At 43.1% G+C, this 13,914-nt stretch carries 12 protein-coding genes; 9 read left to right on the top strand and 3 right to left on the bottom strand.

Features of this window, described 5'->3' with window-relative positions; translation table 11 throughout:
* Positions 1-1,274: 1,274 nt before the first annotated feature.
* The 8 genes from E1757_RS14460 (at position 1,275) to E1757_RS14500 (ending at position 7,695) form a co-directional block, all read left to right on the top strand.
* The gene (locus E1757_RS14460) at positions 1,275-2,090 is read left to right on the top strand and encodes a hypothetical protein (RefSeq protein WP_133229223.1); all 816 of its coding nucleotides are present in this window, start codon (positions 1,275-1,277) and stop codon (positions 2,088-2,090) included.
* Between the two features lie 342 nt (positions 2,091-2,432).
* Complete coding sequence (locus tag E1757_RS14470; RefSeq protein WP_133229227.1) at positions 2,433-2,813, top strand: aspartyl protease family protein; 381 nt, start codon at positions 2,433-2,435, stop codon at positions 2,811-2,813.
* Between the two features lie 297 nt (positions 2,814-3,110).
* On the top strand, positions 3,111-3,527 hold the full coding sequence (locus tag E1757_RS14475; protein WP_133229229.1) for a hypothetical protein: 417 nt from the start codon (positions 3,111-3,113) through the stop codon (positions 3,525-3,527).
* Complete coding sequence (locus E1757_RS14480; RefSeq protein WP_133229231.1) at positions 3,520-3,741, top strand: type II toxin-antitoxin system HicA family toxin; 222 nt, start codon at positions 3,520-3,522, stop codon at positions 3,739-3,741. The genes E1757_RS14475 and E1757_RS14480 overlap by 8 nt, the downstream gene beginning before the upstream one ends.
* Positions 3,742-3,986: 245 nt before the next feature.
* Entirely contained in the window at positions 3,987-4,280 is a 294-nt protein-coding gene (locus E1757_RS14485; RefSeq protein WP_133229233.1) for an AbrB/MazE/SpoVT family DNA-binding domain-containing protein, read from the top strand.
* Positions 4,281-4,285: 5 nt separating this feature from the next.
* On the top strand, positions 4,286-4,678 hold the full coding sequence (locus E1757_RS14490; protein WP_133229658.1) for a type II toxin-antitoxin system death-on-curing family toxin: 393 nt from the start codon (positions 4,286-4,288) through the stop codon (positions 4,676-4,678).
* 200 nt (positions 4,679-4,878) lie between these two features.
* Positions 4,879-7,311: a TOTE conflict system archaeo-eukaryotic primase domain-containing protein gene (locus E1757_RS14495; protein WP_133229235.1), complete on the top strand. Its 2,433-nt coding sequence runs from the start codon at positions 4,879-4,881 to the stop codon at positions 7,309-7,311.
* A 186-nt stretch (positions 7,312-7,497) separates the two neighbouring features.
* The gene (locus E1757_RS14500; protein WP_133229237.1) at positions 7,498-7,695 is read left to right on the top strand and encodes a hypothetical protein; all 198 of its coding nucleotides are present in this window, start codon (positions 7,498-7,500) and stop codon (positions 7,693-7,695) included.
* Between the two features lie 321 nt (positions 7,696-8,016).
* Here E1757_RS14500 and E1757_RS14505 read toward each other — a convergent pair whose 3' ends face one another.
* The 3 genes from E1757_RS14505 to E1757_RS14515 form a co-directional block, all read right to left on the bottom strand.
* Positions 8,017-8,529: a hypothetical protein gene (locus tag E1757_RS14505; RefSeq protein ID WP_133229239.1), complete on the bottom strand. Its 513-nt coding sequence runs from the start codon at positions 8,527-8,529 to the stop codon at positions 8,017-8,019.
* Positions 8,530-8,693: 164 nt separating this feature from the next.
* The gene (locus tag E1757_RS14510; protein ID WP_133229241.1) at positions 8,694-9,212 is read right to left on the bottom strand and encodes a GNAT family N-acetyltransferase; all 519 of its coding nucleotides are present in this window, start codon (positions 9,210-9,212) and stop codon (positions 8,694-8,696) included.
* Between the two features lie 291 nt (positions 9,213-9,503).
* Positions 9,504-12,980: an Npt1/Npt2 family nucleotide transporter gene (locus E1757_RS14515; RefSeq protein ID WP_246079216.1), complete on the bottom strand. Its 3,477-nt coding sequence runs from the start codon at positions 12,978-12,980 to the stop codon at positions 9,504-9,506.
* A 346-nt stretch (positions 12,981-13,326) separates the two neighbouring features.
* On the opposite strand from E1757_RS14515, the gene E1757_RS14520 reads away from it, so the two are divergent.
* Positions 13,327-13,902 carry a class I SAM-dependent methyltransferase gene (locus E1757_RS14520; RefSeq protein WP_133229245.1) on the top strand — a complete coding sequence of 192 codons (576 nt, stop codon included), beginning with the start codon at positions 13,327-13,329 and terminating at the stop codon, positions 13,900-13,902.
* Positions 13,903-13,914: the final 12 nt, after the last annotated feature.

A 13,914-nucleotide genomic window follows, 5' to 3' on the forward strand; every position in this document is an offset into this window, starting at 1 on the left:
CCCAACCAAAATCATCTTCCGATGGGGTTTTTGTGGTATAGCGAAAGCAATTAAAAAATGGATTTTCGGAGGTGGCAAGGATGCGATGGGAAGAAGTTCGTGAACAGTTTCCGAATGAGTGGATCGTTTGTGAAGCATTAAAGTCCCGTTCAGAGGACGGGTACTGGCTAATTGACGAGGTAGCAGTCATCGATTGTTTTGAGGATTCCTCTATTGCCATGAAACGTTATTATGAGTTACACCGGGAGCACCCGTATCGGGAATATGGATTCTTCCACACATCCCGTGAAACACTAAAGCTTCGAGAGAAGTGGGTAGGGGTACGTGGACCCAGATGATGGGCTGCCGTTTATAGAAGTTATCATTTGTTACCGTGGCGAAGAACTTCTTCTAAGGAATGTATTGCTCGATACCGGATCGGCCGGAACAATATTTAGTGCCGATGTAACTTGGGGGTAAATCTGGAGGCCTTACTGAAAGAACCATTAATTATAGGTCCATTGAGATAAACCTTGATTTAGCACAAGATGTAGGCGAAGCAATAACAGCAACAGGAAGTGAAAAATTTATTGTTTTAGAGGACTCCCATTATTTAGGCGGTGTGGTTCAGAAAAAACTTGCCTTCGATCTTCGGTCTTTTCAGGAGATAGGAGTAAGGTTTGTCATTCTTGGTATTTGGAGAGAGCGAAATAATTAAATCAATTCAATGGTGATTTAGTTGATAGAGACCGTGATTTTGATTCGGTTATTTCAAGAGGTGCTGATATTTTAAATGTCAAAATTTCAGATGAAATAGTTTTTAAAATAAAAGAAAACTCTTTTGGTAACATTGGAATCGTACAAGAACTTTGTAAACAGTCTTTTGATGGTACTTTTGTTGTTCAACGCAATTGGAGCAGACTGCAAAAAGGGCATCGGCGATGGAGCACAAGGTAAATATTTTCATGAATTCGAATTTTTACGCCGCGCAGTCTCACCAAGAGAACATCCGGATGGCGGGTACTTAATTAATGTGGGCAACTTCCAGGTCTTCTATGTTATTCGCTTTGGTTTGAGTAGTCTGAACGAATGCAGGGTACTGAAGTTAGTTGTGTCAAAGGGTTGAGGGTCTTAGCTTGTCAGCAGGCTATCTAAAATGGAGTGAGAGCAATTAACCAAGTATGGTAGAATGAGGTTATTCGACAGAGAGAAACAAGAAACGATGAAGTGAATTATTGACGAGTTTTAAAATGCATTTGCCTTTATAAATTGAATTGATATGCGGAGGGGCTTTGTTGAAAAAAGAAAAGGCATACCCATTTAATTCTAAAGAGGATTTTGTTAAAGGATTATATCTTGTTGCAGAACATGCGTTAAAGTATTTTTTGAGATACCAGAAAATATTGAAGGATTTCGATGAACATTTTGTTTTAGTCACAAAACGTAAACTACTCAAAGCTATGGTTGAAATGGACTCAATTATAGAAGGGGATGAGAATAAACTATTAAATGAATTGCAGAAACCGACTTATAATAAACTGGTTCAGAAAGTAAGTAAAGAAGTGAATTTGAGATATGATGAATTTAAAGATTATGAAGAAAGAATGGCCGTAAATCAGAGTGTGTTATTAAATGATTTTGGGGATTTGACCGGTGCATCATATTTAAGGTTTAGAAAAGAGTACGAAAAGAAAAAGGAAAAGCTAAAATTAATAGAATTGAGTACAAATGAAGAATTGAATGATATTTTGAAACAATGTCAGTACTCTAGAAATTATGTCCATCACTTTTCTGAACCGAAGCTATTAAGTTGGAGAAATTATAGGGAAGATCAACTTAAAGACCGTCCAGGAGTAAAATGGCCACCTACTAATATTGAATTAAATATTTGTGAAATCATCAATGTTATTTCAATATTGAAACTCCATGCACATCATTATTACTACTACTCAATGTTTAACCTTTTGCAGTATTTTATCAGAAATGACTATTCTTTATTGGCTACGGGAATTGGGGGTAATTCCCAGATGGTTATAAACAGGACAGAATCAATAGAAGATCATTCTGCATTCATTATTTCAGAAAATGGCGGAAGCCTCTATTTGAAATAAACAATATATTAACTCGATTTGGACTATTGCCAGGTCGAGATTTGTTTATGTTATAATAATCATCAATGCAATTGGCAGGGGTGATGGGATGCGTTGGAAAGAAGTGCAGGAACGTTTTCCAAATGAATGGGTGGTTCTTGAGGCGACTAAAGCACATTCCTCTGATGGTAACCGCTACATTGAGGAAGTGGTTGTCGTTGATAGGTTTGACGATTCTACGTCAGCGATGCGCCGGTACAGCGAGCTGCACAAGCAAGACCCTCATCGAGAATATTGCTTTTTTCATACGTCCCGTCCTACTTTAGTTGCCCGTGAAAGGTACGCCGGGGTGCGGGGGCCTAGATGAATCTTAATGTGAAATTCGGTTTACCCTTTGTTTCAGTCACCATCCAATTCCGAGGACAGCAATTGATGCTGGAGAAAGTTTTATTGGATACAGGTTCCGCGGGAACCATTTTTAAAGCAGATGTTGTTGGAACAATCGGGGTTGTTCCAGAATCTGAGGATGTAGTGGATTCCATTCAAGGTGTGGGTGGAATTGAGTCCGTATATACGAAGAATTTTGATGCTATTCACTTCGAGGGTGTTTGTATAGATAATTTTCAAGTTGAAATCGAAAGTAACGGCTTGGATATGGATGGGATCATTGGTTTTGATTTTATCCGGACGTCGTGTTTGATTATTGATACGGTGAGTATGCGGGCCTATTCAACTACAAAATAATGTGTACCACTACGCCACCTTCCCAAAAAGTCTCAGCATCACACAGCGGCGAATTGTAGAGTTGCCAATCCACGGTATGTCTATTTCCATAGTATCAAAAGACACTCATATGGGTGTCTTTTTGCATTCCTTTGCTATTTCTACAAATCACAGGTAGCAACAAGGAGATGCTCTTTTGCTTTTGTAGATGAATAAGTATCGAATCGTTTGGAGATGAATAATATATCACAAGTACATTGTGTACACTATGTACGTAATGTGACGATATCTGTATAATGGAGGTGAGGAGGGGTGCTTATGCAAAAAATACTCAATGCTACAGATGTTCGGGCAAATTTTGGTGGATTCATTGATACAATCGTACGGGAGAAGCCTCAGGCAATTAAACGCAATAGAGATATTATCATGGCTTTTTCCAAACAGCAGATGAAAGAATTGCTCTCTGTATATGAATTAACGTTTGAATATGAGCAAGACGAAGATGGCGTGTATGCAGGATCCATTGAGCAGATCGAAGATATTGTTGCCGATGCAGGGACGGTTGAAGAACTTAAATATGAGCTGACGAGACAGCTGATCGAATACGCAATTGATTACGAAAACAATTATTCCCGCTATTACAATACCCCTAATCGACATAAACATGCTCCATATGTACTACGTGTCCTATTAGAAGACGACTTTGATTCAGTAGTACGTATGTTCCATGCCTAGTTGGAGCGACTTGGAGAGTTTCTTACGGCGAGATGGATGGGTTCTGATAAGGCAAAATGGAAGGGATAAGATTTTTGAAAAGACTCTGCCTAATGGGGAAGTGTTAAGGACTGCAGTTTCGAAAGGGACTGGCGAAATCAGCAAGGGATTATTTAACAGGATTCTGAAGCAGCAGCTTCACGTAGATAAAGAATACTTTAATTCGAAAAAGTAACTTACTAAGTAAGTTTTTGCAGGGCCTCTAGGGTGACATCAAAACCGTGGCTACACCCGTAGGGTCTACGTGACTTATCTTCGGATAGGGGTTCGACTCTCCCCACGCCTTCACCATTATGAACACTATCCGCATTGAGGATGGTGCTTTATGAGAAGATAAAATGTACAAATGTTATAAAAGTTATTACTGTTATAAGGTATAATTTATTGAGTGCTGTTATACTATAGAAAAAGAGAATGAACATGAAAGGTGTGGTCAAAGTGACGATTGATAAACGGAATGTGACTCGTTATTCCCGCAAAATAGGACGAATGGGCAATAGCTTGGGAGTAAGCTTGCCTAAAAGCTTAGCTGCAAAGTTGAATGTTTCGCAAGGGGATGAAATTGAATTTATAGAAAATGATCGCGGTGAAGTGGTGTTGAAAAAAGCTCGACAAGGCCAATTGCCTAATAATGTCCGGTCTGAAGTTCTTGAAGCGTTCTTTGATGTATTTGAAGAAGATAAGGGCATTCTTGAAGACTTAAGAGATCGATGAAAGAAATGACAAACTTTCTTACCAAAGAAGAGGTTATTTCAGCACACTATTTTATGATGAAAAAAATGAATGACGCAGAGCAAGCAGGAGTGAAAGATCATGGTCTGCTGGAATCTGCGGTACATAGGCCCCAGCAAAGTATTTTTGGAGAAGACGCTTATCCAACTTTGTTTGATAAGGCCGCAGCCTTGCTGGAATCTCTGGTGAAAAATCATTGCTTTCATAATGGTAATAAGCGGACAGCCTATCTGGTTACCAAATCTTTCTTGATGCTGAATGGATATCATCTACGAATGGAACGGGAATATGCAGTAGAGTTTATAGTAGATATTGCAAAAGGTTTGCATTCGTTGGAGACTATCGCTCATATTTTGAATGAACATTCTGAAGAAAGATGAGTTCTCATATCCAACAAAGTCTCACTATTTATGAAAGTACCGTCGGTTGCGTCTTGTTAACATATTTTACGGCACTTTCGCTTTTATATAATGTTAAATGTAGGTTAACAAAACATAGGTTATCATTTTTACCGAAATCCCATCTGTGATACAATTTTGTTTATAAGAAGAATCAATCGAAAGTTATGCTTGGAGGAAGTATGAATGACTTTAAAAACATGCTTAAGAATGCTTTATTGGAAATTCAGCGATTAAGGCAGGAAAACGAACACCTAAAGAGAGAATTATCCAAGTATACAAGTTCATCTTCAGCTGAAGCTGCCGATTCTTCTCAATCTAAAGTCAATGGTTCGAGGGAACTGCAAGAGTTTAAAATAGAAGACGTTCATCATTTTTCGTCACCTTCTGAGAAAATTGCACTTTTTCGTTCCCTCTTTAAGGGTCGTGAAGATGTCTTCCCAATGCGTTGGGAAAACAAAGCGGGGAGATCAGGGTATTCTCCTGCTTGTGGAAATGAATGGACGATTGTTTGTAAGAAACCACAAGTGAAATGTTCTGAATGTCCACATAAAGATTTTTTACCTGTAGCTGACGCAGTGATTAATAAGCATTTGGACGCAAAAACCAACCAGACAATCGGTGTTTACGCCATGCTACCTGATGAAACCTGCTGGTTTCTTGCTGTTGATTTTGATAAGCGTAACTGGAAAGAAGATGCACTTTCAGTAATGACCGTTTGTAAGGAATTAAACGTTCCCGCAGCTTTGGAAAGATCACGCTCAGGTCAAGGAGGTCATATTTGGATCTTTTTTGACGAGGCTATTGATGCTAATTTAGCCAGGAAACTTGGTTGCGCGATCCTAACCAAAACCATGGATAAAAGAAACCAGATCGGCCTAGACTCCTATGACCGACTATTCCCGAACCAGGATACGCTTCCCAAAGGAGGGTTTGGCAATTTAATCGCTCTTCCCCTGCAGGGGATCCCAAGAAAGAGTGGCAACAGTGTTTTTGTCGATGAAACTTTTCAGCCTTATCCAGATCAATGGCTCTTCTTGTCTCAATTAAAGAAAATGAGCCGAGAACATGTGCAGGGAATTGTTCAAGATGCTGTTAGTAACTCGTCTGTTCTAAATGTAGGTTACAGAGACCCGGATACTGATGCTGAAAAGCCATGGGAACAAGCGAATGAGATACTTGAAGAAAGGCATATTGAAGAACCGCTGCCTTCAAAAGTGAAGATTGTCCTGTCAAATATGATATATATTGAGAAAAATGATCTCCCTCCGGTTATGATAAATAGAATTTTTCGTTTAGCAGCGTTTCAAAATCCCGACTTTTATAAGACCCAAGCTATGCGACTTTCTACTTTTGGAAAACCGCGAGTAATAAGCTGTGCTGAAGATTTTCCCAAACACATTGCACTCCCCAGAGGTTGTCTACAAGGTTTACTGGACTTTCTTAAGATACATTCAATCGAACCGGTTATTGCGGATGAACGCTTCCAAGGAATTCATATCGACGTAGATTTCAATGGAACTCTTACAATGCTACAGGATACAGCTGCAAGGTCTATTTTGGCTCATGAGACAGGAATTCTTTCGGCAACTACTGCGTTTGGAAAGACGGTTGTAGCCGCGTCAATAATCGCTAAAAGAAAGATAAATACCTTGATACTAGTTAATCGACGTGAACTAATGGACCAATGGAAAGAACGGCTTAGTACCTTTCTCAATGTAGATAAGAAGAGTATTGGGGTTATCGGTGGAGGAAAAGAAAAACGAACGGGTCAGATCGATATTGCTGTTATTCAGAGTTTAAATCAAAAAGGAATAATTAAAGAATATATTAACGAATACGGTCAAATCGTTGTAGACGAATGCCACCATGTTTCTGCTTTTAGTTTTGAGCAGATATTAAAGAAAGCAACGGCGAAGCATGTTTTTGGTTTGACAGCAACACCTACAAGACAAGATGGGCATCAGCCCATTGTACTTATGCAGTGTGGGCCTATAAGGATACGTGTCGATGCAAAATCACAAGCCCTGACGCGTAATATGCAGCTTAAGGTTATACCGAGATACACTCCATTTCGTATGCCAAATCAATTATCGAACCCAGGTATACAGGACGTATATCGAGCTCTTATAAATGATGAAGAAAGAAACGAAATGATTTTTGATGATTTATTGAGGTGTTTAGAACAGGGCAGATCACCGATTCTTCTGGCAGAGCGTACTGCTCACGTTGAATATTTCGAAAAGAGGCTTCAAAATTTCGCTAAGAATGTAATTGTCTTGCGTGGTGGCATGGGAAAAAAGCAGCGCGCGTCCCTTAGAGAGAAAATTGCAGCCATTGGGGACAAGGAGGAGCGTGTGCTTATTGCTACAGGAAAATTAATTGGTGAAGGTTTCGATGATGCACGTTTAGACACGTTATTTTTGGTCCATCCAATATCTTGGAAGGGTACTTTGCAACAATATGCAGGTCGTCTCCATCGTTCTCATATTAATAAGATAGATGTTCAGGTGTATGACTACATTGATCTGCAAGTTCCGGTGCTCATGAGTATGTTTAGGAAGAGAGTAAAAGGATATAAACTGATGGGATACACAGGTGTTGATTTGATGTAGATTGTATTATGCAACCTCCCCAACCAACCGTAGAACGTAGCATCACGTCGCGGCGAATTGTGGATTTGCCAAGCCGCGATTCGTCTCCATTAAAGTGCCAAAAGTCATCAGCCAGTTGCTCTGGTTGGTGGCTTTTCATTTTATGTTATAATAAGCATAATTAAATAAACTGGAGGGGAATTCAAGATGTTTGCAAATCGAGAACAGCTCCAAGAAATTTTGAAAAAAGCAAATCAACATGCACGCAGGCAAGCGAGAGAATCAGGTGCATCCATTTATTATATAAAGAATAACAAACGAGTCCGTGAAGATGCTGAAGGAAATAAATTCGAAATCATTTACGATGCAACCGGAAAACGTCACGAGTTTGAGTATCATGAATAAGCCTAAGCCAGTAATAGGGCTCAACCTTAGTGGGACGCCGATAGTTCTCCGCCTGGGGTCTGCCGTAAGAAGACAATCAAGCTGACCTGAAGGGGAGCCGGTTACGGGGCGCCTCTAGGGTGACATCAAGCCGTAGCTACACCCGTAGAAGCTTATGTGGCATTATCTTCAAGAAAATACGGCAAAATCGGCGTGATTGAAACATGTTATTCATTTTAGACTTTCAAACTGGCAAAAGGATCCCGGTGTGATCGATCTGCACAAGCAGCCACTCGTTGCCTCACTTCCATACAGCAAAAAGCCTGCCGCTAAATCCCTGCGTTAGGCTCTTTCATTATATCTGGCTGATGTCGATCGCCTCAAACGGTTACAATAGGCTTCCAGTTCGTGGAACGGCACCGTAAAAAGCGCCAAGTTGTTCACGATCGATTTGGTGGAGCCGGGGAGAGCGAGGAATCTGGCAAACAGCCGTTCCAGTCTCTCCTCAGCCGCGGAAGCCCAGAACTGAACTTGCCGGACATCGGGATTGCCTGCTTTGATGGCATTGACCAGTGCGTGTAGTCCCTTTACAAACAATGATGTGCGCCGCAGCCCTTCCTCTACAAAGGCTACCTCGATCTGACAAATATGACGATCCTCGTAATCGCCGGGACCGGTACCGTAACCAAAGCCGGCCGCGCCTACCATTTGATAGGACTCCTCGCTGATGACGAGCATCGCTTTGCCCAGAAAGAGCGGACTGCTGATGAAGCTGAGCTTCATGGCGAAAGGATAAGGCAAATTCAGTTCGTCGTGATGGCGGAGCAGGAAGTCCATGTAGGCTTCATGATCCATTTCAAATTCGCTTATTCGGAATTCGAAAGACATTACTGCGGTTGCACTCGAAGAGTATCGTTAATCTTGATGATTTTTTGGAAACCGCTTCCTTTAACGATTTGTTTAATATTAGGGGTTGACGGATACATAATGGATCGCCTCCTGTATAGTATTATTCTTAATTATACTCTAGTAAATTTTTTTAGGGTATCCCTGACAGTGTTAATTTTCTCACAAAAAACTATTTCTTTTCCATGGGTGCCTTCGCGGACGGACTGTGGGGGTGCAAATTTGGAATAGAGCCGGCATAAATAGTCGTTCTCGGCCAAGGCCGCCAACTTAAGCTCCCGAACCTCCGGGTGGTTCTCGATGATCGTATTCAACATATATTGGAGTCCCTGGACAAATAAGCGCGAGCCTCTGTAAGCTTTCGCCATAATGGCCGCATCTAGCGAGGCAACGTCCCGGTCCTTAAATTCCTGCTCCGGTGTTCCTTGGTAATACGCCGCAACTCCGGCTATGCGTTGATCGTCATCTGCGATACAGCAAATCAGGCGGCCCTGAGTCACGTAAGAATAAATGAGGGTTACCATTTCCAGCGTGGTATAAGAAGGGTGCAGGTCACGCTTATGGGCTAACAAAAACAAGCTGGCCTTGGCGAAGTCGTCATCGCTCACACAGCTTCGGCAGTGCGTTGTCATCGTGTGTCTCCTTTCTGACTTCCAGGTGTCATTTGATTGTCTTCTGAAATGTATGCTCCAAAGATTGTTGAATTTACGGGTACTTGTCCATTAGACGATATCCGCCGCATAAGTGCTTTCTATGAGAATGAAGAAAAAAATGCCGCGCGGAATCCTTTGGGGGATCAAAAGGCACAGTAGGGTTCTTATGAAATGCAAGAATAGCTGCCACCTCTCGATAGTTGTAAGCTTACAGCACTTTCTAAAGACTGTAAATGACAAGACCTTTGGGTGGACCTCCGTCTGCGAAAGTCATAACCCTTTGAGCCGGTCTGCAAGAACCCGCAGTATACTTTTAAGCACATTCATATTTTGAAAACTGAAAGCTAGCACCAGATCTCTATGCAGTTCCAGTACAATCACATCGTCAACCGCTGTGCAGTCTGCAGAACGGGGACCGCTGTCAATGACGGCCATTTCGCCAAAATATTCTCCATCGTTCAGTTGGGCAATCTCTTCTGCTCCTCTATGCACACGTACATTCCCGCTAACAATGGCATACATCGTCTCTCCGAAATCCCCTGCTCGGCAAATCCGTTGTCCGGACGAATACTCCACCTCTTCAATTGACTGGGCAAGCCAAATGAAATCGTCTTGTGTAAGATGGGCGAACAATTCAATATTTTGCAGCGTCAAAATTCGACGCAAAATGACCTCATGGTTGGATATGCCCATGCCGCGCACATCCGCAAGCTGACGGTCGCCGCTGGCGGAAGCGGCGGCCATTTCGGATAAAGCCAAGGCTTCCGTCTTCCTCTCGCTGCCTCCTTGCTCTAACAATGATCTTAGCCTGCGAGACAGCAGCTTCATCATCTCGAAAGCTATGCTGGTATGATTAAACAAAATATCATAGAAAGTGGAAGAGTCGAGGCGCCACAATATAAGCTCCTCTTCCGCCCGAATGGTAGCAGTTCTCAAGCCTTGGCTAAATAACGCCATTTCCCCAAAGCAATCCGCTTTTTGCAAATCTCCGAGCTTCCGGCCGTCCCGATAAGCACCGGCGCTGCCGCTGCCCACAATATACATGCAATCTCCCGGCTCACCTTCGTGAATCACGATATGGCCGGACCTTAAGACGATTTTCTGCAATCGTTTTGCAATGCCGGATAATTGTTTGCTGGTCAAACCTTGTAAAACCGGTACGTTTTTCAGCAAGCTTACACGCTCGAGCTGTTCGAAGGTATCATTGTTGACGGCAGTGCTGTTCCCTTGTTGATTGATAACAAAACCTATGACTTCCTCCAGCCATTCATCTCCATTCATAGAAAGCCAATTGAAATGTGTGTCCATATGATCTTGATTAGAGGAGCTTTCCGCAATATTCCGGGGGGCGGACATCAATGCGGCCAGTTGAATCCTCAGGGAGCCCTGCAAGGTTTGGTCGATAACCTCGGCAGCGTTGGCCTGCTGCCTGGCGTCGCCTTCCAGCCAATTGTTGAAAACAGCCTGCATCGTATTTGCATCATATAGGAGAGCCAATAGCTGAAATACGCGCCGACAAATGGACGAGCGAATTTGCTCAATGATGATCACAATCTCGGAATAAGCCGGATTTCCAACGAACGGTGCCCCATGCTCGGCAAATTGATGGAATAATCGGGCTTCCGCAGCAATAAGGATTTCGATATCCTTTTGACTTGCCAAAAGCGACTTTTTACGCATACGTGTGAGCGACTCCAAAATTTTATCGCGCAAGTCAAAAGCGGCCGCGCTGTAACAGGATAGCAGCGTGTCAAATGAGGACTGCGTACCGATTTTTTCAAATACAGCGGGCATGTGCAAGGAAATGCCGGTCCCGTCCATGGAGTCTTTAAGCAGCGGAATTATTTCCGTCTCCTCGTAGGAAGAAAGTGCTTCAACCGCATGCCGTCGGGTCTCAAAGTCCTGCAAGCATGGGAGAATATGCGGAATCAGTGCGGGCACACAAAGTGCGGCCGCCGATTCTAACGCATGGATTCTTACCGGAAAGGAGCTGTCTTGCAGTAAGGCGGCTAAAGGCTTATAGAAGCTTTTCACCCCGATTTGCCCAAACAAAGAGGCAACCGCAATCCGGTTTTCTTCCTGAGCACTTTCAATTAACTGCTTCAGCTTTGCTACCGATCTGAACATGCCTTCAATGCCGTAATATTTAACTAATCCCGCAATAGCTGCCGCCTGAATCTCCGCCTCCCGCGCCTCAAGAAAAGCGGTGATCTCATCCAGGTATTCTTCTTTTGCGTAGGCTGCCAAAGCAAGGATCACTTTAGCTTTTACCTGAATATGGACTGACGTTAGGAAGGATCGCACAATCTCCTCAAATTCGGCCGGTATCGTCTTTTCTATATACGACAACGCCTCCATACAAACCTTTGGATCAGGATGATGGAGAAGCGGTTTTAAATAAGGTATGAAATCGAAAGTTTCTATTCCGCGCAAAATTCGGAGAGCATATAAAGCCTGCTGCCCGTCCCGGCTTAATAGAGCGTCCGTCAATAATCGTCTGCTGGCAGGATCCATGACATTCAGCTCTGCTCTTTGCAGATCATGGTTGCCCGTTTGCAGCGTCGACACGAGCGTCTGCAAATAGGCTTTCTTAAGCTTGACCGCGGCAACGATACCGATGCCAATGAGCACAAGTATAATGTAGCTGAGCTGTTCGGGAGCGAGAAGATGCGAGGCGACGAGCAAGCATACAGCTGCTAGTCCCTTTGCGCCGTTTCTTACAATACCGTCCAAAAAACTTTTGGCTTTACCGCGCCATTCAGGAGGGATGGGGAACATGATGAGTTGGCTGACTGAGGAATATACGGTATCTCCGAGTACTTTGTCGCTCCCTTTAACGACTACGGCCATGGCAAGGACAGGCAGGATGAGAATGCCCAGGCTTCCCGCAAATAAAGCGACGGGGAAAATAAGCAAAGCCGTCATGACGCCAAACCGCGTGATAACCCAACCGGACACCAGCAGCTGAACGAGCAATGCGATAATTCCTGAAAATCCGTAAAAGCTGCCCATAAATCCGGCTAAAGCTTCATTCTGCAAGCTTCCTCTCAAAATAACCTTAAATTGATAATCGATCAATGTTAGCGAAAATACGAGTGCCGCCGCCAGCAGCGCCACATATTTGAGATGGGGGACATGTTTAAAAAGGCCTGATTTTCTCTCGGACCCTTTCTTTGCTTGAAGTTTGGGCGGTCTTACTTCTGCATGCTGGGGAAACATATGTATGATTAGAAGCACGACTGCAAGCCCTATCAATTGAAGCCCCGCATATACGTAAATCAAATTTGCCGTACCTAATAATGGGACGAAGCCTTTTAAACCAAATCCGCTTACTATACCTCCGGCTATGCCGCCGCTACCGACAATTCCGATCATCCGTTTAGCTTTTCTTTGATCCATCACGGATGTGGCAAACTGCCAAAAACAGACAACCATTAAAAAGTTGAACACATCGAAGCCTATGTAGATCGTAGGGAAAACCCAACGGATGTCCAGCCCTACTCCAATTCTTGAAAAGAGAACCAACAGCACGATAATAGGGATCAGTACCGTAATAAGACGCTCCAACCGGATTCGGGGCGAATAGCGTTGAAACATGACACCGGAAATAATCATGACAACGGCTTGGGGCAAATACATGAAAGATAGCGAAGAGTTATCAAACCGGCTTAAAAATAATGTGTCCGCCGCGGTCTTTCCTATGGTTGAAGCCGACACCACACAAAATAAGTAGCTAAATAGCAGCATCACCTTCAAATATTCTTCCCGATCTGCGTCTAATTTTGGAAAAAGCTTAGTTATAGTCCTGCCAGCATCCATTTTCCGAATGACAACTCCTTCTTTGCATACACACGCACTAGTAAATTATACCTAATAGCGTCAAATTGTGTAACATAAATATTCCAAGCAAGCAGCGGATTTCGACATCCATTCGGAATGTTCTCGGTTCGGGAAATTTCCTTTAGAGTAGGGGCATGTCTTTTTAAGATGGATCTTAAGAAAATCTTTACTTTTTCCCGACCTAAATGCTAACAACTTTTCGATAACATAAGTCAAATAAACGATAGCGTACAAGAAGGAGCTGAAATAACCGATGCTGGCTAACGCCTTTACGAAATCCAAGATCACCGATAAATGGTTGTTCCTTAAAAAATTCATCCAAAATCCCCGCGACGTCGGAAGCATCATCCCCAGTTCGCACAATTTGACGCAAAAAATGCTGGAGCCTATACCTTGGAATCATGTACGTACATTGGTCGAGCTGGGAGCGGGAACAGGGGTATTCACCCAGTCGATCTGCGAGCTGGTTCGTCCGGATTGTCAGGTTGCCGTCTTCGAGAAGGAAGAGGAGATGCGGGAGTCGCTTAAGCGTGAGTTTGGCGGATTTCATATATTCCCCAATGCGCTGGAGCTTGAGATCAGCTTGAGCAGCATCGGGGTCACCCGAGCGGATTGCATCGTCTCAGGGCTGCCTTTCGCCAACTTTTCGCAAACGGATCGCGAGAAGATAATCAGGCAGGTTCGCAAGACGTTAAGCGCAGGCGGGATGTTCATTACCTTTCAATATTCGCTGCAGATGAAATCAATGCTGCAGCATGCGTTCAACGAGGTTAGCATTACATTTGTTCCGTGGAACATGCCGCCGGCCTTTGTCTATATATGCAAATAGGCACCTCTTTTT

It is taken from the genome of Paenibacillus piri (assembly GCF_004354045.1).
Taxonomy (GTDB): domain Bacteria; phylum Bacillota; class Bacilli; order Paenibacillales; family NBRC-103111; genus Paenibacillus_S; species Paenibacillus_S piri.